This window comes from Glycomyces sp. NPDC049804 (genome assembly GCF_040674615.1).
GTDB lineage: Bacteria > Actinomycetota > Actinomycetes > Mycobacteriales > Micromonosporaceae > Glycomyces > Glycomyces niveus.
In genome coordinates, this window is sequence record NZ_JBFAMQ010000008.1 from 11,133 (window position 1) to 35,192 (window position 24,060).

Genomic DNA, 24,060 nt, shown 5'->3' on the forward strand with positions numbered 1-24,060 from the left:
ACTGACATCCGGGTGCGACAACCGCGGCTTCGAACAGGCCGCGCGGGGCACTCGCGTTCGGGCTGGACGGCGGGCACCACGGAGCCTCAGGCGCCCGCGTTCTCGGCGCCCCCGGGCAAAACCCTGACATCCGGGTGCGACAACCGCGGCTTCGAACAGGCCGCGCGGGGCACTCGCGTTCGGGCTGGACGGCGGGCACCACGGAGCCTCAGGCGCCCACGTTCTCGGCGCCCCCGGACGAAACCCTGACATCCGGGTCTGACGATTCGGGGGCCCGGGCGGCGGGGTTCTGCTTGTAGCGAAATAAATAAGGACGGCCCGCGCCGGGCGCGGGCCGTCGGGGACGGGAGTGGGAGGGCGCTGGGGCGCGTCCTCGTGGCTACTTCTGGTAGACCGCCGGGTTGAGGACGCCGATGAAGGGAAGCTCGCGGTAGCGCTCGGCGTAGTCGAGGCCGTAGCCGACGACGAACTCGTTCGGGATGTCGAAGCCCAGGTACCTGACGGGGATGTCGACCCGCTGGACCCCCGGCTTGCGGAGCATCGAGACCACCGAGACCGAGGCGGGCTGCAGGCCCTCCAGGTACTTCAGCAGCCAGTCCAAGGTGAGCCCCGAGTCGATGATGTCCTCGACCACCAGGATGTGCCTGCCGGTCACATCGGAGTCGATGTCCTTGAGGATGCGCACGGTCCCCGACGAGGTCGTCGAGCTCCCGTACGAGGACAGCGCCATGAACTCCATCTTCACCGGCACGCTCAGCGACCTCGCGAAGTCGGCCATGAACATGACCGCCCCCTTGAACACGCCCACGAGCAGCAGCTCGTCGCCGTCCTCGAGCACGCCGTCGGCGTAGTCGGCCGAGACGCGGGCGCCGAGTTCGGCGACCTTCGCTCGGATCTCGTCTTCGGTGATGATGGTGCGCTCGATCTCCTCGGCGTACCACGAATCAGGATCGAACACCGCGTCCCGCGCTGCAGCGGACGGGACGGATGCTGGGCTGGCTAGCTCCGACGTCATGTAACAAGGGTGCCACCCGATCGTCCGCGGCGCTGGCTTGGGTGGGCGAACTCAACCCGCCCGTGGTACTAATTACGGTCTATCAGCGGGCGGGGTAAGGCGGTATCCGTCGCGAAGGGCCAGGGGTGCTGACGCTGCGGGACGTCGGACCTCCGCACCGTGTACGTTCGAGTTGTCCAGCCCTGCAGCCCAGGAAACCCTGTGGGGCCGCGGTGAAGCGAGCCGCGAACGAGACAGCATCGCTCTCGAGAACGCGAATTACGCAGGAGGAAACGAGTGGTCGACGCCGGGAGACCCACACCTGAGCGGAAGCGGTTCTTCCGCAGGCCGCTCGTCTGGATCGTGCTCATCGCCCTCATCGCGGTCCTGATCGGCAGTTTCTGGTCCGGCGGCTCCGACTACGAGGAGGCCACGACCTCCGAAGTCCTCAAGGACATCAACGACGGGAACGTCAAGGAGGCCAACCTCCTCGACAAGGAGCAGCTGGTCCAGCTCACCAAGAGCGACGGCAGCCAGGTCGAGGCCTACCTCCCGGCCGGGATGATGGAGACCGTCGCCACCGAGCTCGAGGACGCGGGCGTCAAGTTCGACACCGAGGTCAACGAGACCTCCGTGTTCGTGTCGTTCCTGCTGAGCCTCCTCCCGATCGTGCTCATCGTCCTCCTGCTGCTGTTCTTCATGTCGCAGATGCAGGGCGGCGGCTCGCGGGTCCTCAACTTCGGCAAGTCCAAGGCCAAGATGGTGTCCAAGGACACCCCGAAGACCACGTTCGACGACGTGGCCGGCGCGGACGAGGCCGTCGAGGAGCTCCGCGAGATCAAGGACTTCCTCGAGGACCCGAAGAAGTACCAGGAGCTCGGCGCCAAGATCCCCAAGGGCGTCCTCCTGTTCGGCCCTCCCGGCACCGGCAAGACCCTCCTCGCGCGCGCCGTCGCCGGCGAGGCCGGGGTCCCCTTCTACTCCATCTCCGGCTCCGACTTCGTCGAGATGTTCGTCGGCGTCGGCGCCAGCCGCGTCCGCGACCTGTTCACCCAGGCCAAGGAGAACGCCCCCGCGATCGTGTTCGTCGACGAGATCGACGCCGTCGGCCGCCACCGCGGCGCCGGCATGGGCGGCGGCCACGACGAGCGCGAGCAGACCCTCAACCAGCTCCTCGTCGAGATGGACGGCTTCGACACGCGCGGCGGCGTCATCCTCATCGCCGCCACCAACCGCCCCGACATCCTCGACCCGGCCCTGCTGCGCCCCGGCCGCTTCGACCGCCAGATCCCCGTCGACGCCCCCGACAAGGAAGGGCGCCAGGCGATCCTGGCCGTCCACGCCAAGGGCAAGCCGTTCGTCCCGAACGTCGAGTTCGAGACCATCGCGCGCCGCACGCCGGGCTTCTCCGGCGCCGACCTCGAGAACGTCATCAACGAGGCCGCGCTCCTGACCGCCCGCCACAACGAGAAGGCGATCTCGGCCGCGTCCCTCGAAGAGGCCATCGACCGCGTCATCGCCGGACCCGAGCGCAAGGGCCGCGTCATGGGCGACGCCGAGAAGAAGATGACCGCCTACCACGAGGCCGGGCACGCGCTCGTCGCCCACGCGCTCCCGCACGCCGCGCCCGTCCACAAGCTCACGATCCTCCCGCGCGGCCGCTCCCTCGGCCACACGCTCGTGCTGCCCACCGAGGACAAGTACACGCAAACGCGCTCAGAGATGATCGACACGCTCGCGTACGCGCTCGGCGGCCGCGCCGCCGAAGAGCTGGTCTACCACGACCCGACCACCGGCGCTTCCAACGACATCGAGAAGGCCACCAAGGTCGCCCGCGCGATGGTCACCGAGTACGGCATGTCCGCCAAGCTCGGCGCCGTCAAGTACGGCTCCGGCGGCTCCGAGCCGTTCCTCGGCCGCGAGTACGGGCACCAGAAGGACTACTCCGACGACGTCGCCGCCGACATCGACGCCGAGGTCAGGGCCCTCATCGAGATCGCCCACGACGAGGCGTACGCGATCGTCACCGAATACCGCGACGTCCTCGACCAGATGGTCACCGAGCTCCTCGAGAAGGAGACGCTGAACACCGAGGACCTCGAGCGGATCGCGACCCGCGTGGTCAAGCGCCCGCCCATGTCCCCGTTCAACGGCACCGCCAAACGCAAGCTCGGCGAACCGCCCGTCTCCACCCCGAACGGCTCCAAGCCCGCCGAAGGCCCCGAAGAGGGCATCGAGGTCGGGCCCTCCACCGAAGGCCAGACCCCGCAGCCCTGACCGGCAGTGACGACATTCACGCAGCGGCCCCTCCACCTGCAGGTGGAGGGGCCGCTGCGCGTCCACCTGATGGCCGAGGCCACTGGTGTTGTCAGTGATACGTCGTAAGCTTGTGCGATGGCTGAACTCGACAACCTGGCCGCGCGCCTCATCGACGGCCGCATCAACGGCAGCCCCGTCGAAGACGCGGTTGACCTCGAGCGGATCGAAGCCGCCGTCCGGGAGATCCTCACGGCGATCGGCGAGGACCCCGACCGCCAGGGCCTCCAGGAGACCCCGCGCCGCGTCGCCCGCGCGTACGCCGAACTCTTCGCCGGCCTCCGCGTCGACCCCGCCGAAGTGCTCAAGACCTCCTTCGACGAGAACCACGACGAGTTCATCCTCGTGCGCGAGATCGACGTGCAGTCCTTCTGCGAGCACCACCTGCTGCCGTTCACCGGCGTCGCCCACGTCGGCTACATCCCCGGCCCCGCCGGGAAGATCGTCGGCCTCTCCAAACTCGCCCGCCTCGTCGAGGTGTACGCGAAACGCCCCCAGGTGCAGGAGCGGTTCACGAGCCAGATAGCCGACCAGCTGTACGCCTCGCTCGAAGCGAGCGGCGTCATCGTCGTCGTCGAATGCGAGCACACCTGCATGTCCATGCGCGGCATCAGGAAGCAGGGCGCCAAGACCATCACGTCCGCGGTGCGCGGGATCATGCAGTCCGACGCGCGCACCCGCGCCGAGGCGATGGCGCTCCTGCGCGGCACCACCAGCTGACCGAGCGGCGCCCTGTCCGCCCCGGGAACGCGAAGAGGCCGGATGCGGTGCATCCGGCCTTCGCTATGAGGGCGAGCGAGCCTAGGGGTGTCCAGGCATCGGAACGCTCGGTTGTTAGATGACCTGACCGGTCTGCGACTGGAAGGAGTCGCCCTCCGGCACGGCCTCGGTGTAGGCGGTGTCGAGGAAGCCGTCCTCGTCGGTGTCGCTGAGCACGGTGTCGGCGGTGCCGTCCGCGTTCGAGTCGACGGAGATCTCGTCCACCAGGCCGTCGGCGTTGTAGTCGGTGGCCACGGTGTCGGCGAAGCCGTCGCCGTTCGAGTCGGTGGCGACCGAGTCGACGTAGCCGTCGGCGTTCGTGTCGACCGAGACCTGGTCGGTGAAGCCGTCGCCGTCGGTGTCCGACTCGTAGGTGTCGATGAGGCCGTCGCCGTCGGTGTCCGAGGCGAAGGACTCGATGGTGCCGTCGCCGTCGGCGTCGACCGACAGCTCGTCCGAGATGCCGTCGCCGTCGTAGTCGACGGCCATGCCCTCGGCGTCGCCGTCGCCGTCGGAGTCGATCAGGGTGACGCCGTCGGAGGAGATCGTCTCGTCGGCGTAGCCGTCGCCGTCGACGTCGAAGGTCTCGGTGACCGTGGAGACCGAGCTGCCGTCGTAGGTCTCCTCCTCCGCGTACGTGTCGTCGTAGGCGGTGGTGTCCTCGGTGTAGGTCTCCTCCTCGGCGGTGTAGTCCTCGGCGGCGACGTCTTCTTCGACCGCGGTCTCGTCGTACTCGCTCATAGCTCTTCCATCCTTAGTTGAGAAGTGTTCCGTGCTTGTGAGAAGAACTTTACGGCTGCCCTGAGGGGCGTGAATCCCCAGAGTGTGCCAACCCCCTATGCTTTCTTCCGGTCACCCTGGCACCCGCTCGTCACACCAGGTCTGGAGATCCCTTTGGGCATGCCCGACAACGCATCCAGCAGTGCCTTCGCCGTTCCCGAGCCCCCTCCGGCCCTGGTGCCGGTACCCGCGACGCGGGCGTTCGACCTCCACTCCTCGCGGGTGATCGCGGGCGGCGCCGGCTGCGGGTGGCAGTTCGACCTGCGGGCCGACGACCCCCTGACGAGGGACGGGATGCTGCTGGTGCCCTTGATATCCGAGGCCGACTACTACCGGGCGGTCGACGGCGACGGCGACGCGTACGCGAGCCTCGTCCCCGCCGAGGACGTGTGGGTGCAGCAGCCCGAACCGGGCACCGGATCGCCGCGCCCGGGCTACCTCATCGAACGCCTCTGCGACCCCGACGCGCCCCCGATCCGCCGCCCCTACCCGGCATCGGACGTCCCCGGCCTCATCGGACGGCGGGTCTGGTACTGGACCGGCCGGGAATTCAGAGACGACTTCCGCTGCGTCTCAGAGGCATTCGAGATCGACGGCGACTTCTGCGTGCGTGTGGTCGAAGAGCGCGCCTGGTACCGCTGGCAGCGCACCGGCACGCTCCCCAAAGCGCGCGACGCGTTCATCCAGCACCTGTGGACGCAGTGAACCGACCGGGCGGAACCGTGCGCCGGCAGAAAGCAGCGGCGCGCGGCCCCGGGGCCGCGCGCCGCACCGGACGGTCCTAGCCGCGGCCGCGGCGGGTCAGGACGGCGACCGCGAGCGCCCCCGTGAACAGGACGACGATCGCGAGGAGCGAGAGCAGCCCGGTCCAGCCGAGCACGTTGACGCCGCCCGAGGCCAGCTGCGGCATCGCCAGGTCCGGATGGAGCACGGGAACGCCGTCCGCGTGGTTCCCGATGTCGAGGTACTGGACGGTCGCCCAGGCGTACAGGACCAGGCCGGCGGCGCTGACGTACGCGAGCCGGTGCACTGCCCGCCGCGCGCGGTCGTCGCCGTCCCGCAGCCCCGCCAGCCGCTTCGAACCCGCGCGGAGCAGCAGCCAGTGCGCCGCGACAGCCAGCGCCGGCGGCACGACGAACAGCGAGTAGTCGTACCAGGAGAAGACGGCGAGCCCGCCCTCGTTGTCGGGGAAGACCTCGATGTCCCGGTACAGCGCGACCAGGAAGTACGCGCTGTTGGCGACGAGGTTGGCGAGGGCGAGGGCCATCAGACCGCGGAGCCAGCGCGCGGCGGTCTCCAGGCGGTCGCCCGCGCGTTCGTCTCCGGCTTCGATTGCCGCCATTGGTGTCTGACCTTCCGTTTGCGTTCGGGCCGGCGAAGTGCGCGCGGCGTTTCGGGCCGGGCTAGGCCGCCGGTTCGATGGCCTGGGTGAACAGGTCGTTGCCGTCGAGGTCCTTGAGGGTCACTTCGCAGACCTCGGTCTCGGCGTCGATGTAGACCTCGCCGAAGAACTGGTAGCCGACGGCGGGGTTCGTGTTCGCGGCCGGCGGCGGCTTCTGGAAGACCACTTGGGGGCCGAAGGTGGCGTCGAGGCGGCCGGGGCCGAAGGAGCCGGCGTTGAGCGGCCCGGAGACGAACTCCCAGAACGGGTCGAAGTCCTGGAACGCGGCCCGGTCGGGGCTGTAGTGGTGGGCGGCGGTGTAGTGGACGTCCGCGGTCAGGAAGACCAGGTTCCGCACGCCGTCGCGGCGGCAGTGGGCGAGCACGTCGGCGATGTCGAACTCGCGGCCCAGGGGCGCGCCGTTGTCGCGCTGCGCGATGCCTTCGTAGATGTTGGTGCCGTCGCCGATGATCAGGCCGATCGGCAGGTCGGCGGCGATGATCTTCCATGTCGCGGTCGAGGCCGAGAGCTCGGCCTTGAGCCAGGCGCGCTGCTCGTCGCCGAGGAGGCGGCCGCCTTCGGGGGCGTTGTTGGGGCCGTTGGCGTCCTTGTAGGTGCGCATGTCGAGCACGAACAGGTCCATGAGGGGACCGTAGGCGATCTTGCGGTAGATCCGGTCGCTGCCGGGTAGCCCGACGGCGCCGGGCGTGTACTCGGCGAACGCCTGGCGGGCCCGCGCGGCGAGGACGTCGACGTTCTTCTCGGTGTACTGGGGGAGGTCGAGGATCTCGCCGGGGTACCAGTTGTTGACCACTTCGTGGTCGTCCCACTGGTTCACCATCGGCACCTTCGCGAGGTAGTCGCGGAGGTTGTCGTCGATGAGGTTGTACTGGAACTGGGCCCGGAACTCCGGCAGGGTTTCGGCCACTTTGGACTTGCCTTCGGTGGTGACGTTGCGCCAGACGGTCCCGTCGGGCTGGACGACCTCGGCGGCGACGGGGTTGTCGGCGTAGATGAAGTCGCCCGAGCAGAGGAAGAAGTCCGGGTCGGAGGCGGCCATGGTGTCGAAGATCCGGTAGCCGCCGAGGTCGGGGTTGATGCCCCAGCCCTGCCCGGCGAGGTCGCCCGACCATTGGAAGCGGATGTCGGCCGGAGCGTCCGACGCGGTGGTGAAGGAGCCCTTGAGCGGCGCCGAGCAGTGGTCGGCGAGGGCGCTGATCCGGTAGTGGTACGTGGTCCCGGGCGCGAGGCCCTGGAGTCGGAGCTTCCCGGTGAAGTCGGTGGCCTCGGTCAGCGCCGGTCCGGTGATCGTCCTGGCCCGCTTGAAGTCCGGGCGCGTCGCGATCTCGACGCGCATCTGCGAGGCCCGGTCGGCCCGCGTCCATACGACGGCGCCGCGGTCGCTCACGTCCCCTGATTGGACGCCGTGGGTCAGTTGCGGCCGCGAGGCCGCGAACGAGATCCCCGGCAGTCCGAGCGCGACCGCGCCCCCGGCTCCGGCGGCCAGCAGCCGACGTCGGTTCATCTGCACCATCATCTCCATTTCGACTGCGCGCCCGCTGCAGCGGCACGCAGCGCTCGCCTGCTGTCAATGCGCCGACCCGTCCGCTCGACCGGTCCCTGCCGCTCACCTGCCGCGGGGTAACCGTTCGGCTCGCTATCGCTTGGGGCGCATAGGGGTCGACTCCATCAAGACGCGGCACCGCGGTCCGGCGCGCATCGTCCGAACGGTCGGGTATCGGTATCCGAACGGATGATTCGAACCGTATCAGTCCTCGCGGCGGCGCCGGAACGGCCCGGGGCGTCACCGCTCGCGAAAGGGCGTCTCCATCACGTTGCGCGGCAGCGGCATTGCGCCGCGGCGGGGCTCGCCGGAGTACGGGGCGCTAGCTCTGCCAGAGGCGGGTCATCATCGCCTCGACCGCGATGCGGGGGCGGACGTTCGCTTCGATCGCCTTGCGGCACTCGAGGATCGCGTCGATGCGGCGGAGCAGGGACTCGGCGCTGAGCTTCGCGGCGGCCGCCCGGGTCGTGTCGGCCATGTCGATGTGGATCGGGTCGACGCGGGCGCCGAAACCGGCCGCGAGGGCGTCGCGGTAGAACGCCGCGAGATCCACGAGCGCCCGGTCCAGGGAGTCGCGCTGGGCGCGCGTGTCGCGCGTCTTCTGGCGCTTCTCCAGCTCCTTCAAGGCCGCCGCCGAGCCGCGCGCGGCCTTCGACGCGCCCTTCCCGGTGCCGCCCTTGCCGAGTGCGGTCTCGAGCGCTTCCTTCTCGGCCGCCGACCGGTCGGTGTACACGCCCGACGCTTCGGCTTCCGCGGCCTCGATCAGCTCGACCGCGGCCGTGAAGCACGCGCCCAGGCCCGTGAGGCGGCGCGGGATCTGCAGCACGTCATGGCGTTTCGCGCGCGCCTCCGCGTCCGTCGCCAGCCGCCGCGCCCGGCCCACATGCCCTTGCGCCGCGGCCGCGTACAGTTCGGCCTCGCGCCGGTCCAGACCGTCGCGGGCGACGAGCAGGTCGGCGATAGCGCCGGCCGGCGGCTGGCGCAGGCCCAGCACGCGGCAGCGGGAGCGGATGGTCACCGAGATCTCCGCCGGGTTCGTCGACGGCGCGCACAGCAGGAACACCGTCCGCTCCGGCGGCTCCTCGACCGCCTTCAGCAGCGCGTTCGCGGCCGCCTCGGTGAGGCGGTCGGCGTCCTCGATGATGAGGATCTGCCACCGCCCCGAGGTGGGCGCGCGGCTCGCTTCGAGGATGAGGCGGCGGACCTGGTCGACGCCGAGGGTGAGGCCTTCGGGGATGACGCGGGTGACGTCGGCGTGCGTGCCGCCGAGGACGGTGCGGCAGGTGTGGCAGTCGCCGCAGCCGCCGTCGGGGCATTGGAGGGCGGCGGCGAAGGCGACCGCGGCGGTGGAGCGGCCGGAGCCGGGCGGGCCGGTGAAGAGCCAGGCGTGGGTCATGCCGAGGCCGCGGGCGGCCTCGGCGAGGACCCGCTGCGCCTCGTCCTGGCCTACGAGCTCGTCGAACACGCTCACGGGCGGCCGGCCTCCTCGGTGAGGGTGTCCCAGCCGTAGTCCTTGGTGGACTCGGGGGCCGCGGGGGTGTCGGCGGCGGTGCCGCGGGCGGCGCTGTCGGTGCGGGTGCCGTCGAGGCCTGGCCAGCCCGACTCGGTGCGGGCGGTGTCGGTGCGGATGTCGAGGCGGGCGGCAACGGCGTCGCGGACGCGGGCGGCGATGTCGTCGGGGGTGCCGCCGGGTTCGATCACGAGGTAGCGGGCGGGTTCGGCGGCGGCGAGCTGGAGGAAGGTCTCGCGGACCTTCTGGTGGAAGTCGAGCGCCTCCTGCTCGAGGCGGTCGCCGGTGCCGCCGGCCTTGGCGCGGTGGAGGCCGTCGGCCGGGTCGACGTCGAGGAGGACGGTGAGGTCGGGCTTGAGGCCGCCGGTGGCCCACGCGGAGACCCAGGCGATCTCGTCCTTGCCGAGGGCCCGGCCGGAGCCCTGGTAGGCGATCGAGGAGTCGATGTAGCGGTCGGAGACGACGACGGCGCCGCGTTCGAGCGCGGGCCGGATGACCTTGTCGACGTGCTGGGCGCGGTCGGCGGCGTACAGGAGCGCCTCGGCGCGGGGGGCGGGCGCGGCGTCGCCGCCGGAGTCCAGGACGAGGCTGCGGATGCGCATGCCGATGTCGGTGGCGCCGGGCTCGCGGGTGAGGACGGCCTCGTAGCCGCGGAGCTTGAGCCAGGCGGCGAGCTTCACGGACTGGGTGGACTTGCCGGCGCCTTCGCCGCCTTCGAAGACCACGAAGAAGCCGGTGCCGGCGACCGGGTCGACCGCGGAGAGGGGGCGGCCGCGCAGGGAGGACCAGAGGTCGGCGAAGACCGGGACGCCGGGCTTGTCGTCCATGGAGCGGAAGGCGGTGACGCCGAGCCAGACCACGAGGGCCGCGGCGAGGAAGAGCAGGATGCGGCTCATCGAGAGCGAGACCTCGGTGAAGCCGAGGTCGAGGCTGCGGGCGGCCTGCCAGCCCGCGAGCGGCGCGGCGACCGTCATCGAGACCATGAGGATGACGCGCGCGGAGACGGCGATGAACGCGAACATGCGGCCGCGGATCTCGTCCTCGGTCTCGCGCTGCAGGAGGGTGATCCCGGCGAGGAAGGCCATGCCCGCGCCCAGGCCGATGATGAGGGAGCCGAACAAGGAGAACACGATGTGGGGGGCGACCGCGTCGAGGGCGAGACCGGCGCCGGCCAGGACGATGCTCATGCCGAACCAGCGCAGGCGGGAGAGCTCGCCGACGAGCTTGGGACCGAAGGCGATCCCGCCCCCGAGGCCGAGGAAGAGGAAGACCGCGAGGGTGTAGAACGCGGCTTCGCCCGCGTCGAGCGTGGTGGCGTAGACCGTGCCGACGCCGATGAGGATGCCCGCGCCGCTGAACGCGCCGAGCATCCCGACGATCAGGCCGCGCACCCGCTCGGACGTGCGCAGGTAGGACCAGCCTTCGACGAAGTCGTGCCAGACGCTCGAGGTCTTGGCGGCGACCTCGCCGATGCGGCCCGAGATCTGCGGGATGAAGAAGTAGACGGTGACCGCGAGGATCGCGAACATCGCGGCGGTGAGGTAGAGCGCGATGACCATCGGCTCGGCCCACGCGCCGAGGTTCGACCAGACCGCGGAGCCGCGCTCGAGGACCGCGAGGACGGCGAACGCGAGCGGCGGGGCGATGCCGTACGTGGTGGCGAGGCTGAGCTGGTTCGCGGCCTCGTACTTCTCGGGCGGCAGGAGGTTCGGGACCGCCGCCTCCTTCGCGGGCGACCAGATGAGGACGGCGCCCTCGATGCAGAGCTGGGCGATGGCGAGCCAGGCGACGGTGACCGCGGTGTTGTTGGTGATGAGGTAGACCGTCGGGACCGAGGCGATGAGGACGAAGCGGGCGGTGTCGCAGGCGGCCATGGTCTTGCGGCGGTCGAAGCGGTCGGCGAAGACGCCCGCGACCGGGCCGAGGACGAGGGACGGCAGGAGGCGCAGGACGATCGTGGCCGAGAAGGCGGCGCCCTTGGCGGCGGGGTCGTCGAACAGGGACTGCGCGAACCCGGCGGTGGCGAAGATGGCCAGCCAGTCGCCGAAGGACGCGAGTCCCAGGACGGTCCACAGGCGCCTGAACGGGCGGATCCGCAGCACCGTCTGGATGTCGCCAAGGGTGTTCGCCATGCTGCTCCTCGAAAGTCAGAGACCGCACCGGGTCGACTACGAGACTAGTCGGCCCAGTGCGGTCGCATGCCCCGGCGCGGTCGTTTGAGTGGCCTGGGACCAACCCTCAGAGGCGGCGCGCGAGATAGTCGCAGACGACGTCGCCGGCCTCGGCGATCGACGCGGCGCAGCCCTCCGGGTCGCGGCGGAACGCGAGGCGGACCAGGGCCTGCCCGGTCTCGACGGCGACGGTGACGGTCTTGTTGAGCTCGTCGTCGCCGCCGATGCCGAAGCGCTGGGCGAGCCCGGCGAGGATCTGGTCGGCGATGACGTCGCCGCCGGTGGTGACGGCGTCGGCGCGGCCCGGGTCGATGGCGTCGGCCAGGTGGAGGACGCGGAAGCCCGGCGCGGTCCGGTACATCTGGACGTACTCGTCGATGGCGGCCTCGACCCCGGCGCGCCAGTCGGCGGGCGGCTCGGCGTCGAAACGGGCGGCGAGGCGCTCGAAGTACAGGTCGATGTAGCGCTGGCTCAGCGCTTCGGCGAGCGAGCGCTTGTCCCCGAAGAACTGGTAGACCGACCCGATGGCGACATCGGCGCGCTGCGCGATGGCGGTGGTCGAGAGCCGGTCGTAGCCGACCTCTTCGATCAGATCCGCGGCGGCGTCGAGCATGCGGCGCACGCGCGCGGCGGAACGCTCCTGGACCGGCAGGCGGCGCAGCGAGTGCGTCGCACCGAACTTGGACACCGGCGACATCGTGGGCTGCCTCGCGGCCGGCACGGTTGCAGTGCTCATGGTGTTGTCTCCCCCCTGTGATGACAAGTCTCCCCATCATGGACGACTTGCCCGGATTTGAGGCTCATTCCCGGTCGTGTCGCGAGGGAATTTCCAACTTCACCCCCGGCGATGCGACGGCGCGGCCCGGAGCGTCATGTCGCGAAACGGCTTGACGAAATGCGGAGTTCGTCACTTCCGCGGTTGCGGCGGTTGTGCGTGAACACCCGGACACGGAAGTATTGCGAGGGTTTTGCGCGTTGCTTCAGGGGACGAGCAGCGGCGACCACGGGCTGCAGGCTTCGCCGAGCCCCCGCGGGAGAGGACCACCACATGCAGCAGCGGCGCACGCCGGCCTTCAGGGCACGATGCCGAAAGCTCCACGTCAGACGCGTAGCGATGGTCTCCGTCCACACCTCCCCCCTCGCCCAACCGGGCACGGGCGACGCCGGCGGCATGAACGTCTACGTCCTCAACACCGCCCGCGAACTCGCCCGCGCCGGCGTCGAAGTCGAGGTCTTCACCCGCGCCACCAGCTCCGAAGAGCCCCCCACCGTCGAAGCCGCCCCCGGCGTCCTCGTCCACCACCTCCCCGCCGGGCCCTTCGAAGGCCTCTCCAAGAACGACCTCCCGACCCAGCTGTGCGCCTTCACCGGCGGGCTCCTGCGCGCCGAGGCCCGCAACCGGCCCGGCCACTACGACCTCATCCACGCCCACTACTGGCTCTCCGGCCAGGCCGCCTGGGTCGCCGCCGACCGCTGGGGCGTCCCCCTCGTCCAGACCTTCCACACCCTCGCGAAGGTCAAGAACGCGCAGCTCGCCGCCGGCGACTCGCCCGAGCCGATCGGCCGCGTCGTCGGCGAGGAGCAGATCACCACCGAAGCCGACCTCCTCATCGCCAACACCGCCGCCGAAGCCGCCGAACTCCAGCGGTACTACGGCGCCGACCGCGCCCGGGTCGAAGTCATCCACCCCGGCGTCGACCTCGGCGTGTTCCGCCCCGGCGACCGTTACGCCGCCCGGCAGGCCCTCGGCCTCCCCCACAACGCCCTCGTCGTCGCCTTCGTCGGCCGCATCCAGCCCGCCAAAGCCCCCGACGTGCTCCTGCGTGGCCTCGCCCGCCTCCGCGAGACGAACCCCGAACTCGCCGAACGCATCGTGCCCGTCTTCGTCGGCGGCCCCTCCAACACCGACCTGTACTGGCTGCCCAAACTCGCCGGCGAACTCGGCCTCGGCGACCGCGTCCAATGGCGCACCCCCCGCTCCGGCGAAGCGCTCGCCCAGGTCTACCGGGCCGCCGACGCCGTCGCCGTCCCCTCCTACAACGAGTCCTTCGGGCTCGTCGCCCTCGAAGCTCAGGCCGCCGGGACCCCGGTCATCGCCGCGAAAGTCGGCGGCCTCACCACCGCCGTCGACGACGGGACCTCCGGGCTCCTCGTCGACTCCCACGCCGCCGACGACTGGGCCGCCGCCCTCACCCGCCTCCTCGGCGACGGCGCCCTGCGCGAACGCCTCGCCGCCGGCGCCCGCACCCACGCCGCCCGCTTCTCCTGGCAGGCCACCGCCGAAGGCCTCAGCGGCGCCTACCGCCGCGCCCTCCTCGCCCGCTCCCAGGCGATTACCCTGGACCGGTGATCGAACAGCTCCAGGCCGCGCTCGACGCGATCGGCGCCGACTACCGCGCCGACACCCCCCGCTCGGTCGTCGTCAACCTCCCCGGCCGGCGCAAGCTCAACATCGCCTGCGGGCTCGTCGTCGAAGACCACGCCCTCCGCGTCGAAGCCTTCGTCGCCCGCAAGCCCGAGGAGCAGCGCGAGCAGGTCTGGGCGGAACTGCTGCGCCGCAACGGGAAGCTGTACGCCGTCGCGTTCGCGGTCGACGAGGAGGAGGACATCCACCTCGTCGGCCGCCTCCCGTTCACCGCGATCACCCCCGACGAGCTCGACCGCGTCCTCGGCCAAGTCCTCGAGGCCGCCGACGAGACCTTCAACGCCATCCTCGAACTCGGCTTCCGCTCCTCCATCGAGGAGGAATGGCGCTGGCGGCTCGCCCGCGGCGAGTCCACGAAGAACCTCGCCGCGTTCGAGCACCTCAGGCCCGCCGAGTAAGAGGGTCCCGTCCGCCAGGATCTCCTGGGCGCGCGCCCGCATCTCGGCGGCGCGCTTGTGGAACGAGTAGAACGCCTCCTCGTGGCCGCTCACGTACGCGATCAGGTACTCCCAGAACACCTCGACCTGCATCTCCTCCAGACCTGACGCGGCGTGGCACGCCGCGTCGGCCTCCGCCGCCGCCAGCGCCTCCCGCGCGAACGCCGCCTCGGCCTCGGCGAGGGTCATCGAGCCCTCGATCTGCCAGGCGGCCTTGAAGTCCGCGGCCCGGGACTGGAGGGCGCCGCGCAGGTGGGCGGGCTCCTCGTGGTCGCGGCCGGACTCGCGCATGCAGTCGGCCCAGGCGGCGCGGGCCTCGACGACGCGGTCGTCGCCCTCCCAGTCGGTGCCGCCGCGGGCGCCCGCGAGGCCGGCGTGGTTGAGGTAGTCGGGGTAGGCGCCGTCGGCGAGGGCGTCCTCGGCTTCGCGCATGCAGCCGCCTCCGGCGCGCTCGGCCTCGCCGACGTCGGTCAGGAGCACGGTCTCGGCCTCCATGCCGGGCGAGCCGAAGTAGGCCGCGAAGTAGGCGTCCTGGTCCGCTCGGGGCAGGGCGGTGAAGGGGTCGGGTTCGGTGCGCACGTCCTCGCCGCCGTCGCCCTCCACGACGAGGGTGATGCTGGGGTCGTCGACTTCGATGCCGTAGATCTCCATGGGGGGCAGGGTGAGGTCGGGTGCGGAGTAGACCCAGAAGCCGAGGAGGTCGTCGAGGCCGGGGTGCTCGGCGTACTCGTCGGGGACGGGGTGGACGGTGAAGCCCTGGAGTTCGACGCAGAGGCGGGCGACGCGTTCGAGGGCCGCCTGGACCTGGTCTGCGGCGGCCATGTTGTCGGCGAGGACGGCTTCGGCGGTGGCGCGGTCGATCGGTTCGGGGGGCTCGGCGCAGGCGGTCAGGAGGGCGGCCGCGAGCAGGGCCGGGACGGCGAGCGCGGCCCGGCCCCGGGCGCGGTCAGGCATTGGACCAGGCGCTGTAGCAGCCTGAGCCGCAGCCGGAGTGCCAGGACTTGTAGACGCCGTTGCGGTAGTAGCGGAGGGTGACGGGGTCGCCGACCTGGGCTTGGCTGGAAGACTGGCGTTTGCCGGTGCTGCCGCTGCCGCTGGAGTTGGCGTAGTAGACGTTGACCCAGGCGTAGTGGGAGCCGCAGGAGGTGGCGCGGGAGCGGAACCGGGTGGTCTCGCCGTAGTCGTCGCCGACGAGGGTGGAGGTGCCCGACCACCAGTCGTCGCAGCTCATCGTGTAGGTGACGCCGCCGGCGTGGGCGGCCTGCGGGACGGCGACCGTGCCGCCCGCGACGAGCACGGCGAGCGCGGCCGCCGCGCCGAGGCGGCGCGCGGCGGAGGCTAGAGTGGACCGAGGTCCCCTGGTCATTCGGACTCCTTCCAGTGCAGGGTGATTCACGGCGCGCGGTCTCTCGGTTGGCGCCTGTGACCGCGCGCTGACCAGACGCTATCGGCCGCTTCGGCCGTCCACAAGGTCCTGATCACGGATTGGCACACCGTCCCACGACGTGGACTATCCGTCATGAACCGTCACGAGCGGGGCGCGTGGTGCCGGAGCAGGGGTCGTGCCGGCGGTGTCGCCGCCGGCGTCTTGCCGCACTTCCCAAGGCGTGGACGTGCAGGGCGACGCCCGCCACACCTGTGCGCCGACCGGGCGGCAGGACGGGGAACGGCACGGCAGGATAGGGGCATGACCGCTACTCTCGTGCTGCTTCGCCACGGCGAAAGCGAATGGAACGCCAAGAACCTGTTCACCGGCTGGGTCGACGTGAAGCTGTCGGCGTCGGGCGAGGACGAGGCCCGCCGCGGCGGCCGCCTGCTCGCCGAGGCCGGCCTGCTGCCGGACGTCGTGCACACCTCGCTGCTGCGCCGCGCCATCAACACCTCCGAGCTGGCGCTCGCCGAGGCCGGCCGCTCCTGGATCCCCGTCAAGCGCTCCTGGCGCCTGAACGAGCGCCACTACGGCGCGCTGCAGGGCAAGGACAAGGCCGCGACGCTCGCCGAGTACGGCGAGGAGCAGTTCATGACCTGGCGCCGCTCGTACGACGTGCCGCCGCCCGCGATCGAGGCCGGCTCCGAGTTCGCGCAGGACGGCGACGCCCGCTACACCGAGCTCGCCCCCGAGATCCTCCCGGCGACCGAGTGCCTCAAGGACGTCCTCGAGCGGATGCTGCCGTACTGGTACGACGGCATCGTGCCCGACCTCAAGGCCGGGAAGACCGTGCTCGTGGCCGCGCACGGCAACTCGCTGCGCGCCCTCGTCAAGCACCTCGACGGCATGACCGACGAGGCTGTCGTCAAGCTCAACATCCCCACCGGGATGCCGCTGCGCTACGAGCTGGGCGACGACCTGAAGCCGCTCAAGGCCGGCGGCGAGTACCTCGACCCCGAGGCCGCCGCCGAAGCGGCCGCCGCGGTGGCCGCGCAGGGTAAGAAGTAGGCGGGATATCGACCCGAATGCGCACTCTGTGTTAACAGAAGGTGACATCCGTTACGGCCCGGCGTTCGACGCCGGGCCGTTTCGGTCTTAATCTGGGGTCGTGGCCCACAACGAAACGCCGCCGCTGGAGGGCCTGCGCAGAAGCGCGGGCCGCGTCCTCACCGGTCTGGCCGCGGGCGCCGCTTTCGGCGCCGCCGCCGCCGCGCTCCTGCGCACCCGGCACCGCGGCGCCCCCCGCCCCGAAGTCCGCACCGCCCCCGTCGCCGACTCCCGTCCCTGGGAGGCCGCGACCGACCTGCTGCGCACCGGCGTGTGCCTGGTCGACGACCACAACCGCGTCCTCTACACCAACCGGGCCGCCCGCGACCTGGGCCTGGTGGACGACCACGAGATCGTCTCGCTCACCCTGCGGGCGCTGCTCGCGCAGGCGCGCCGCTCCGGTCGCTACCGGGACGCCGAGATCGAGGTCCCCAAGCAGGTCATGGGCGAGCCGAGCGCGGTGAGCGTGCGGATCACGCCGCTGCCCGACGGCGTGTCCGTGGCCGAGTTCCAGGACATCTCCGAGCTGCACCGCGTCGAGCGCGTGCGCCGCGACTTCGTCGCGAACATCAGCCACGAGCTCAAGACCCCGGTCGGCGCGATGCAGATCCTCGCCGAGGCGCTCAAGGACGCGGCCGAGGACCCGGACGCGTCGGCGCGGTTCGCCACCCGCATCCAGTCCGAGTCCAAGCGCATGAACCACCTGGTCACCGACCTGCTGGAGCTGTCGCGGCTGCAGGGCGCGGAGAAGCTGCCCGACCCCGAGCCGGTCGAGGTCGACCGGATCGTGGCCGAGGCGTTCGACCAGACCCGCATCTCCGCCGAGGAGAAGGGCATCGAGCTCAAGTACTCGGGCGTGCGGGGCGCGGAAGTGCTCGGCTCCGAGTCGCAGCTGGTGACCGCGGTGAAGAACCTCGTGGGGAACGCCATCTCCTATTCACCCGAGGACACGTCGGTCGAGGTCTCGACCTCGATCGCCTCCCCGTCCGGGCACCTCGCGGGCGTCCAGATGGTGTGCATCGCCGTGCGCGACCAGGGGATCGGCATCCCCGCCGAAGAACTCGACCGGATCTTCGAGCGGTTCTACCGGGTGGACGCGGCGCGGTCGCGCTCGACCGGCGGCACCGGCCTCGGCCTGGCGATCGTCAAGCACGTCGCGGTCAATCACGGGGGTAGGGTCGAAGTGTCCAGTATGCCCGAAGCCGGATCAGTGTTTACCTTGATGTTGCCTGCTCGTTCCCTTCCGTCCGACGCCACGGCACCGGACTCGGATGCAATCGGAACATAGTCAGCAAGCCGGCCTTCTAGAAAGGTTCACTCGTGACCCGCGTGCTCGTAGTTGAAGACGAGGAATCGTTCTCCGATGCCCTCTCCTACATGCTCCGCAAGGAGGGCTTCGAGGTGGCCGTGGCCGCCGATGGCGACGCCGCCATCAAGGAGTACGAGCGCGCCGGTGCCGACGTGGTCCTGCTCGACCTGATGCTGCCCGAGAAGTCGGGCACCGAAGTGTGCCGCGAGCTGCGGGCCCACTCGAACGTGCCGATCATCATGGTCACCGCCCGTGACTCCGAAGTGGACAAGGTGGTGGGCCTGGAGCTGGGCGCGGACGACTACATCACCAAGCCCTACTCCTCGCGCGAGCTCGTGGCCCGCATCCGCGCGGTGCTGCGCCGCTCGGCCGAGCCCGACGACCCGATCGTCACCGTCCTCGAGGCCGGGCCGGTGCGCATGGACGTCGACCGCCACACCGTCACCGTGAACAGCGCCGACGTGCAGCTGCCGCTCAAGGAGTTCGAGCTGCTCGAGATGCTGCTGCGCAACGCCGGGCGCGTGCTCACCCGCGGCCAGCTCATCGACCGCGTCTGGGGCGCGAACTACGTGGGCGACACCAAGACCCTCGACGTCCACGTCAAGCGCCTGCGCTCCAAGATCGAGCCCGAGCCGGGCAAGCCCCGCCACCTCGTGACCGTGCGCGGCCTCGGCTACAAGTTCGACCCGCACGCCTAGTTCACCTGACGGCCACCTTCGGGGCCGTCAACCTGGCGTTCACCTTCCCGATGCGCGGCCCGCGAGCGCCGACCAGAGCGGATACAACGCTTGCCGGACCGGATAGGCTGCAGGACGTGACTTACCTTCCCGCGGGCGACCGCTACGAGACGACCATGCAGTACCGCCGCTCCGGCCGCAGCGGCCTCAAGCTCCCCGCCATCTCCCTCGGCCTGTGGCAGAACTTCGGCCACACCCGGCCCCTGGAGACCCAGCGGGCGATCGTCCGCCGCGCGTTCGACCTCGGCGTCACCCACTTCGACCTCGCCAACAACTACGGCCCGCCCGCCGGCAGCGCCGAGGAGAACTTCGGGCGCATCCTCGCCGACGACCTGCGGCCCTACCGCGACGAGCTCGTCATCTCGTCCAAGGCCGGGTACCACATGTGGAACGGCCCGTACGGCGACTGGGGCTCGCGCAAGTACCTCGTCTCCTCGCTCGACCAGTCGCTCGCCCGCATGGGCCTGGACTACGTCGACATCTTCTACCACCACCGCCCCGACCCCGAGACCCCGCTCGAGGAGACCATGGGCGCGCTCGACGCGATCGTGCGCTCGGGCAAGGCGCTCTACGTCGGCGTCTCGAACTACAACTCGGAGCAGGTGCGCCGGGCCGCCGCTATCCTCAAGGACCTCGGCACGCCGCTGCTGATCAACCAGCCGTCCTACTCGATGTTCAACCGCTGGACCGAGCGCGACGGCCTCCTCGACGCCCTCGACGAGGTCGGCGCGGGCTGCATCGTCTTCAGCCCGCTCGCGCAGGGGCTGCTCACCGACCGGTACCTCGAGGGCATCCCCGAGGACTCGCGCGTGCGCACCAGCGTCTTCCTCAACGAGGACGCGCTCGAAGAGGAGAAGATGGCGCGCGTGCGCGCCCTCAACGACATCGCCGCCGGGCGCGGCCAGACCCTGGCCCAGACGGCCCTCGCCTGGGCGCTCCGCGACGAGCGCATGACCAGCGTCATCATCGGCGCCTCAAGCGTCAAGCAGCTCGAAGACAACGTCGGCGCCCTCGGCAACCTCGACTTCACCGCCGACGAACTCGCCGCGATCGACACCTACGCGGTCGGCTAGCGCCACCGGTTCAAGCGGGCCGCCCCGCGCGCGGCGCGGGGCGGCCGCCGCCTATTTGACCTCGATCGTCTTGTGGTCCCCGGTCGCCGTCTTCGGGAGGGTCATGCACAGCACGCCGTTGCTGAACTCGGCCGTGCACGCTGCCGAGTCGACCGCGTGCGGCAGCCGGACGGCGAACTCGAACTTCCCGACGCTCCGAGCAGCCCGACGGGTCGAACCCTCCATGTGCTCGAGCTTCTTGGACTCGCCGGTCACCGTGAGCTCCTGGCCCTCGAGACCGACCGTGATGTCCTCTTTCTCGACACCGGGCAGGTCGATGTCGACGTGGTAGGCCTCGTCGTTCTCGCTCACGTCCGCCGACGGCGCCCACGCGCCCTCCGCTGACTCGAGCGGCGCGAAGTACGGGCCCATCACCTGGTTCATGTAGGCGGTGAAGTCGTCCATCAGATGCATCGGATCCGACAGGCCCCGCCGCACGGGCAGATGTGTCATCGCTGGTCTCCCCTCGTGGAGCGGCGCGCACCACTCGGCGCCGCGCTCGCCGGGGATGCCCGGGAGACAGGCCGCTGAAACTGCACGTCAACGAGTCCTCACATTCAGTTGCCTTTCGACGCGGATCGCGAGACTCGGACCGCTCAGCGGAACGACTGCAGCGCCTCCGTGCTCGGCGGCTCAGCCGCTCGGATGAGCACTTCGACCTCGGCCATCCGGTCCCAGGTGTTCACGGTCATGCCCGCGAGCACCCGCCCGGCCTTCGTCCAGAACGCCGCGAACTCGAGCGACTCGACCGAGCCCGAGACCACGACCTCGTCGTAGGCGTCCGGCCCGGCGACGAAGCCGAGGTACTCCATGCCGAGGTCGTACTGGTCGGTGAAGAAGTACGGCAGCTTGTCGTACGGCGTCTCGTCCCCGAGCATCGCCCTCGCCGCGTGCGGGCCCGTGTCGAGCGCGGTCTGCCAGTGCTCGACCCGGATCGGACGTCCGTACCGGACGGACGGGATGCTCGCCACGTCGCCGGCGGCCCACACGTCCGGGCCGCTCGTGCGCAGCGTCCCGTCCACCGCGATCCCGCCTCCGAACTCCTTGGAGCGCAAGTTGATCCCGGCTTCCACGGCCAGGCCCGTGTTCGGCGTGGCCCCGACCGCGAGGAGCACCACGTCGGCGTCGACCCTGCGCCCGTCCTCGGTCTCGACCGCGACCGCGCGGTCGTCCTCGCCGATGATCTTCGCGACCTGGGTGCGCCGCAGCAGCTCCACGCCGCGGTCGGTGTGCAGGCGGCCGAAGACCAGGCCCATCTCGGGGCCGAGCACCCGCTCGAGCGGCTGCGCGCCGAGCCCGAACACCGTGACCTCCCGGCCGAGCTGCCTAGCCGAGGCGGCGACCTCCATGCCGATCCAGCCGTCGCCGACGATCGCCACATGCTCGGCCTTCTCGATCGCGGCGTGCAGCAGATCCGACTGCTCGACCGTCCGCAGCAGGTGCACGCCCTGCAGGTCCGCGCCGGGGATCGGCAGCGGCCGCGGGCTCGAACCCGTGGCGATGAGGAGCTTCTTGTAGTCGAGCGAGGAGCCGTCGGCCAGCGTCAGCCGCCGCCGCGCCGGATCGAGTCCGGTCGCCGGCTCGCCCGTGCGCAGCTCCACATTGTGCTCGTACCAGTCCTCCTCGACCGTGAACACCTTCGACCGGTCGACCTCGCCGCGCAGATAGTCCTTCGACAGCGGCGGCCGCTCGTACGGCCGGTGCGCTTCCCCCGTGACGACCACCAGGTCGCCCTCGAACCCCTCTTCGCGCAACGTCTGCGCGGCCTTCGAGGCGGCCAGGCCGCCCCCGACGATCACCAAGGGCGCCCGGCTCGACGACTCCTTGTACGGTGCGCTGTTCATCTGCGTCTCCCCACGCGTCGACGAGGCTGGTCACGCCCGGCCCGGCCCATTGTTCCCGCGATCGAGGGCGACCGGGACCGTTCAGCGGATTCCCGCCTCCCGGCCGCGCAATCCCCCGGCGGGCGCGAATCTCACTCGCGCCACAGGCCCGCACTTGGCAAGCTGGCCGCATGACCGAGACACTCCTCCACACCGAACACGGCGACGCGGCGATCGCCCGCGCCGGCGAGATCCTGCGCACCGAGGTCGGCTCGGGCCTCCACGGCATCGCCATCGCCGGCACCGACGACCACGACGAGATGGGCGTCTTCGTCGAACCGCCCGAACGCGTCATCGGCGTGCGCGGCGCCATGGACCACTACGTGTGGCGGACCCAGCCCGAAGGGCACCGCTCGGGGCACGGCGACACCGACCTCGTCATGTACTCGCTGCGGAAGTTCCTCAAGCTCGCCATCGCCGGCAACCCCACGATCCTGCTCCCGCTCTTCGCCCCTGCGGCCTCGGTCTACACGGTCACCGACCTCGGCGCGGAACTGCGCGCGCTCGCGCCCGCGTTCCTCTCGCGGTACGCCGTCCAGCGCTTCATCGGCTACCTCGACGGCCAGACCGACCGCCTGCTCGGCCGCGGCCGCCAGAGCTCGGTGCCGAATCGGCCCGAACTCGTCGAGCGCTACGGGTACGACGTCAAGTACGCCTCCCACGCGCTCCGCCTCGGCCTGCAGGGCCTCGAGATCGCCGAGCACGGGCGGCTCACGCTGCCCATGCCCGAGGCCGACCGCGAACGGGTCCTCCACGTGAAATCGGGCGGTGTCAAGGACGTCGGCGACGTGCTCGCCGAGATCGACGCCGTGCGGACGCGCATCGTCGGGCTGCTCGAATCCGGCGCGACGCCACTGCCCGCCGAGGCCGACGCCGACCGCATCTCCGCCTGGTCGGTCGACGCACACCGCCGCCACTGGCGCGAGCGCGACGGCTTCTAGCCCGGGCGATCTCTCGAGGGGTCAGGCGAGAGCGAAGCGCTCGGCCACGCGGTCGACGGATTCGCTCTCGCCAACCGCCGCATCGACGGTGATCGCCTGCAGCCCGAGTTCACGGGTCTCGCTGCGCAGACGCTCGACGAAGTACCGGTCGCGCTCGGCGATGTTGCGGCCCGCGCGTTCGGGATCGCTCGTGCGGTGCACGAACCCGGGCGGCCCGGCCTGCTTGGCCCGGTCCTCGATCGCGAACGCCCGGAAGTCCGGGGTCGGCAGCAGCCACACGGCCCGCCTCCGATCGGCGAGCAGCGGCGCGACGAGCGACGGCAGGAGCCGGAACCCTTCGACCACGATCCCCTCGCCGGGCGGCATCGCGAGCAGGTCTTCGACGATCAGGTGGAAGCCTTCCCCTTGAAACCAGTGGAAGGTCTCGTACATGGTCTCGGGCGACCGGTCCACCCAGCGCTCGTCCATGCCCATCCCCATGAATTCGTGGAGCAGGGGTGCTTCGACGGCGGTGGTCCGCCGGGCGTGGTCCTGCATCGATTCGTCGGTGCCGCAGTACCGAAGCCCGAACCGGTCCGCCAACCGCCTTGCGACCGTGGACTTCCCGGCCCCGCTGCCGCCTCCGATCCAGTAGACGTGCCGCAGCCGGTTTCGGAGGTCTTCATCGCTCGACATCCCGGACTCCTCCTGCCGTATCGGTGAGTGACGGGTTCATGATGCCTTTCTCCGACGCACGCCCGGCACTGCTGGGCCGGGTCGGATTCGGTTCAGGTTCAAGCAGGCGGCGACAAGGTCGCTTGGACGACGGTCGGCTGTTTTCTCTTGGGCCGCAGTGGATTGGGCGAATGTGAGAGCTTTGCGCCCCTGCGGGTGATGACACTGGGCATTGACTGCGGGACACTTGATATACGCACAGGGATACGGAAAACGTACAGGTGTCGAGTAGGTGCAAGCAGACTGAGCCAAGCCTCTGGCCGAAACGCAAACCGGACGGTTCTCCGAGACCAGCGCCTGCGAACGGGCTGGTCTCAGTCTCTTGGTGCTATCGGGATCCACAGCGGACCACGGCCTCTCGGGGGCGTGCTGGGTGGGAGATCGCCGGTCGGGATCACCTCGACCGGAGGCAGTGTCCGAAACGAGGCACACACGGCAAGACAGCAAGGCCGCCGGCGCGAACGGCAACGCCAGGCCGGGCATGTGAGGACCCGGCTGACCGCGACGCCCGAAGCGCGGTAGCTCGGCTTCCTCCGCCTGCAATTTCTTGG

General features: G+C 70.6%; 22 protein-coding genes. 11 read left to right on the forward strand and 11 right to left on the reverse strand.

The features are described from left to right. Nucleotides 1-379 precede the first annotated feature (379 nt). On the reverse strand, nucleotides 380-1,015 hold the full coding sequence (gene hpt / locus AB0K52_RS14675) for a hypoxanthine phosphoribosyltransferase (RefSeq protein ID WP_363531492.1): 636 nt from the start codon (nucleotides 1,013-1,015) through the stop codon (nucleotides 380-382). A 276-nt stretch (nucleotides 1,016-1,291) separates the two neighbouring features. Between hpt and ftsH the strand changes: the two genes are divergently transcribed. Both ftsH and folE read left to right on the forward strand, forming a co-directional pair. Next, nucleotides 1,292-3,271, forward strand: a complete 1,980-nt coding sequence (gene ftsH / locus AB0K52_RS14680; RefSeq protein WP_363531495.1) for an ATP-dependent zinc metalloprotease FtsH — start codon at nucleotides 1,292-1,294, stop codon at nucleotides 3,269-3,271. 117 nt (nucleotides 3,272-3,388) lie between these two features. Continuing rightward, entirely contained in the window at nucleotides 3,389-4,030 is a 642-nt protein-coding gene (folE, locus tag AB0K52_RS14685; RefSeq protein ID WP_363531498.1) for a GTP cyclohydrolase I FolE, read from the forward strand. A 114-nt stretch (nucleotides 4,031-4,144) separates the two neighbouring features. On the opposite strand, the gene AB0K52_RS14690 is transcribed toward folE, so the two are convergent. Further along, on the reverse strand, nucleotides 4,145-4,810 hold the full coding sequence (locus AB0K52_RS14690; protein WP_363531501.1) for a hypothetical protein: 666 nt from the start codon (nucleotides 4,808-4,810) through the stop codon (nucleotides 4,145-4,147). 159 nt (nucleotides 4,811-4,969) lie between these two features. On the opposite strand from AB0K52_RS14690, the gene AB0K52_RS14695 reads away from it, so the two are divergent. After that, complete coding sequence (locus AB0K52_RS14695) at nucleotides 4,970-5,554, forward strand: hypothetical protein (protein ID WP_363531504.1); 585 nt, start codon at nucleotides 4,970-4,972, stop codon at nucleotides 5,552-5,554. A gap of 76 nt (nucleotides 5,555-5,630) precedes the next feature. Here AB0K52_RS14695 and AB0K52_RS14700 read toward each other — a convergent pair whose 3' ends face one another. The 5 genes from AB0K52_RS14700 to AB0K52_RS14720 form a co-directional block, all read right to left on the reverse strand. Continuing rightward, nucleotides 5,631-6,191: a hypothetical protein gene (locus AB0K52_RS14700; protein WP_363531507.1), complete on the reverse strand. Its 561-nt coding sequence runs from the start codon at nucleotides 6,189-6,191 to the stop codon at nucleotides 5,631-5,633. Nucleotides 6,192-6,252: 61 nt separating this feature from the next. Next, entirely contained in the window at nucleotides 6,253-7,764 is a 1,512-nt protein-coding gene (locus tag AB0K52_RS14705) for an alkaline phosphatase D family protein (RefSeq protein WP_363531510.1), read from the reverse strand. Nucleotides 7,765-8,116: 352 nt separating this feature from the next. Further along, nucleotides 8,117-9,259 (reverse strand): DNA polymerase III subunit delta', encoded by a 1,143-nt coding sequence (locus AB0K52_RS14710; protein ID WP_363532095.1) that lies wholly within the window; start codon nucleotides 9,257-9,259, stop codon nucleotides 8,117-8,119. Between the two features lie 2 nt (nucleotides 9,260-9,261). Next, nucleotides 9,262-11,436, reverse strand: coding sequence for a dTMP kinase (gene tmk, locus AB0K52_RS14715; RefSeq protein ID WP_363531513.1), 2,175 nt, complete (start codon nucleotides 11,434-11,436; stop codon nucleotides 9,262-9,264). A 106-nt stretch (nucleotides 11,437-11,542) separates the two neighbouring features. Beyond that, nucleotides 11,543-12,211 carry a TetR/AcrR family transcriptional regulator gene (locus tag AB0K52_RS14720; RefSeq protein ID WP_363531516.1) on the reverse strand — a complete coding sequence of 223 codons (669 nt, stop codon included), beginning with the start codon at nucleotides 12,209-12,211 and terminating at the stop codon, nucleotides 11,543-11,545. A gap of 378 nt (nucleotides 12,212-12,589) precedes the next feature. Here AB0K52_RS14720 and mshA point away from each other — a divergent pair, with 378 nt between their 5' ends. The 3 genes from mshA to AB0K52_RS14735 all read left to right on the forward strand — a co-directional run bounded on the left by mshA (nucleotide 12,590) and on the right by AB0K52_RS14735 (nucleotide 15,372). Further along, entirely contained in the window at nucleotides 12,590-13,825 is a 1,236-nt protein-coding gene (gene mshA, locus AB0K52_RS14725) for a D-inositol-3-phosphate glycosyltransferase (RefSeq protein WP_363531518.1), read from the forward strand. After that, the gene (locus tag AB0K52_RS14730; protein ID WP_363531521.1) at nucleotides 13,822-14,298 is read left to right on the forward strand and encodes a YbjN domain-containing protein; all 477 of its coding nucleotides are present in this window, start codon (nucleotides 13,822-13,824) and stop codon (nucleotides 14,296-14,298) included. Before mshA ends, AB0K52_RS14730 begins: the two co-directional genes overlap by 4 nt. Before the next feature lie 153 nt (nucleotides 14,299-14,451). After that, nucleotides 14,452-15,372, forward strand: a complete 921-nt coding sequence (locus tag AB0K52_RS14735) for a hypothetical protein (protein WP_363531524.1) — start codon at nucleotides 14,452-14,454, stop codon at nucleotides 15,370-15,372. Here the strand turns inward: AB0K52_RS14735 and AB0K52_RS14740 are convergent. Beyond that, a complete protein-coding gene (locus AB0K52_RS14740; protein ID WP_363531527.1) occupies nucleotides 15,284-15,703 on the reverse strand; it encodes a hypothetical protein in 420 nt (139 codons plus the stop codon). The two genes, AB0K52_RS14735 and AB0K52_RS14740, sit on opposite strands and share 89 nt — an antisense overlap. Nucleotides 15,704-16,024: 321 nt before the next feature. Between AB0K52_RS14740 and AB0K52_RS14745 the strand changes: the two genes are divergently transcribed. From AB0K52_RS14745 to mgrA, 4 genes are all read left to right on the forward strand, one after another. Next, nucleotides 16,025-16,774 carry a phosphoglyceromutase gene (locus AB0K52_RS14745; RefSeq protein ID WP_363531530.1) on the forward strand — a complete coding sequence of 250 codons (750 nt, stop codon included), beginning with the start codon at nucleotides 16,025-16,027 and terminating at the stop codon, nucleotides 16,772-16,774. Between the two features lie 100 nt (nucleotides 16,775-16,874). Then, the gene (locus AB0K52_RS14750; protein ID WP_363531533.1) at nucleotides 16,875-18,101 is read left to right on the forward strand and encodes an ATP-binding protein; all 1,227 of its coding nucleotides are present in this window, start codon (nucleotides 16,875-16,877) and stop codon (nucleotides 18,099-18,101) included. Nucleotides 18,102-18,133: 32 nt separating this feature from the next. Beyond that, the gene (locus tag AB0K52_RS14755; protein ID WP_208499429.1) at nucleotides 18,134-18,820 is read left to right on the forward strand and encodes a response regulator transcription factor; all 687 of its coding nucleotides are present in this window, start codon (nucleotides 18,134-18,136) and stop codon (nucleotides 18,818-18,820) included. A 116-nt stretch (nucleotides 18,821-18,936) separates the two neighbouring features. Continuing rightward, nucleotides 18,937-19,932, forward strand: a complete 996-nt coding sequence (gene mgrA, locus AB0K52_RS14760) for an L-glyceraldehyde 3-phosphate reductase (protein ID WP_363531537.1) — start codon at nucleotides 18,937-18,939, stop codon at nucleotides 19,930-19,932. Nucleotides 19,933-19,983: 51 nt separating this feature from the next. Here the strand turns inward: mgrA and AB0K52_RS14765 are convergent, their stop codons facing one another. Together AB0K52_RS14765 and AB0K52_RS14770 are read right to left on the reverse strand one after the other, a co-directional pair. Then, nucleotides 19,984-20,376: an Hsp20/alpha crystallin family protein gene (locus AB0K52_RS14765; RefSeq protein ID WP_363531540.1), complete on the reverse strand. Its 393-nt coding sequence runs from the start codon at nucleotides 20,374-20,376 to the stop codon at nucleotides 19,984-19,986. 191 nt (nucleotides 20,377-20,567) lie between these two features. Next, nucleotides 20,568-21,815, reverse strand: a complete 1,248-nt coding sequence (locus AB0K52_RS14770; RefSeq protein WP_363531543.1) for an FAD-dependent oxidoreductase — start codon at nucleotides 21,813-21,815, stop codon at nucleotides 20,568-20,570. 170 nt (nucleotides 21,816-21,985) lie between these two features. On the opposite strand from AB0K52_RS14770, the gene AB0K52_RS14775 reads away from it, so the two are divergent. Further along, the gene (locus tag AB0K52_RS14775; RefSeq protein ID WP_363531545.1) at nucleotides 21,986-22,795 is read left to right on the forward strand and encodes a nucleotidyltransferase domain-containing protein; all 810 of its coding nucleotides are present in this window, start codon (nucleotides 21,986-21,988) and stop codon (nucleotides 22,793-22,795) included. A gap of 21 nt (nucleotides 22,796-22,816) precedes the next feature. Here AB0K52_RS14775 and AB0K52_RS14780 read toward each other — a convergent pair whose 3' ends face one another. Further along, complete coding sequence (locus tag AB0K52_RS14780) at nucleotides 22,817-23,470, reverse strand: hypothetical protein (protein WP_363531548.1); 654 nt, start codon at nucleotides 23,468-23,470, stop codon at nucleotides 22,817-22,819. Nucleotides 23,471-24,060: the final 590 nt, after the last annotated feature.

Excerpts from the sequence above, each read along its gene's own strand:
- tmk (WP_363531513.1), bottom strand. The coding sequence starts at position 11,436 with ATGGCGAACACCCTTGGCGACATCCAGACGGTGCTGCGGATCCGCCCG.
- AB0K52_RS14775 (WP_363531545.1), top strand. The coding sequence starts at position 21,986 with ATGACCGAGACACTCCTCCACACCGAACACGGCGACGCGGCGATCGCC.
- AB0K52_RS14720 (WP_363531516.1), bottom strand. The coding sequence starts at position 12,211 with ATGAGCACTGCAACCGTGCCGGCCGCGAGGCAGCCCACGATGTCGCCG.
- AB0K52_RS14705 (WP_363531510.1), bottom strand. The coding sequence starts at position 7,764 with ATGGTGCAGATGAACCGACGTCGGCTGCTGGCCGCCGGAGCCGGGGGC.
- AB0K52_RS14690 (WP_363531501.1), bottom strand. The coding sequence starts at position 4,810 with ATGAGCGAGTACGACGAGACCGCGGTCGAAGAAGACGTCGCCGCCGAG.
- folE (WP_363531498.1), top strand. The coding sequence starts at position 3,389 with ATGGCTGAACTCGACAACCTGGCCGCGCGCCTCATCGACGGCCGCATC.
- hpt (WP_363531492.1), bottom strand. The coding sequence starts at position 1,015 with ATGACGTCGGAGCTAGCCAGCCCAGCATCCGTCCCGTCCGCTGCAGCG.
- AB0K52_RS14740 (WP_363531527.1), bottom strand. The coding sequence starts at position 15,703 with ATGACCAGGGGACCTCGGTCCACTCTAGCCTCCGCCGCGCGCCGCCTC.
- AB0K52_RS14780 (WP_363531548.1), bottom strand. The coding sequence starts at position 23,470 with ATGTCGAGCGATGAAGACCTCCGAAACCGGCTGCGGCACGTCTACTGG.
- mshA (WP_363531518.1), top strand. The coding sequence starts at position 12,590 with ATGGTCTCCGTCCACACCTCCCCCCTCGCCCAACCGGGCACGGGCGAC.
- AB0K52_RS14765 (WP_363531540.1), bottom strand. The coding sequence starts at position 20,376 with ATGGACGACTTCACCGCCTACATGAACCAGGTGATGGGCCCGTACTTC.
- AB0K52_RS14770 (WP_363531543.1), bottom strand. The coding sequence starts at position 21,815 with ATGAACAGCGCACCGTACAAGGAGTCGTCGAGCCGGGCGCCCTTGGTG.
- AB0K52_RS14745 (WP_363531530.1), top strand. The coding sequence starts at position 16,025 with ATGACCGCTACTCTCGTGCTGCTTCGCCACGGCGAAAGCGAATGGAAC.
- AB0K52_RS14695 (WP_363531504.1), top strand. The coding sequence starts at position 4,970 with ATGCCCGACAACGCATCCAGCAGTGCCTTCGCCGTTCCCGAGCCCCCT.
- AB0K52_RS14700 (WP_363531507.1), bottom strand. The coding sequence starts at position 6,191 with ATGGCGGCAATCGAAGCCGGAGACGAACGCGCGGGCGACCGCCTGGAG.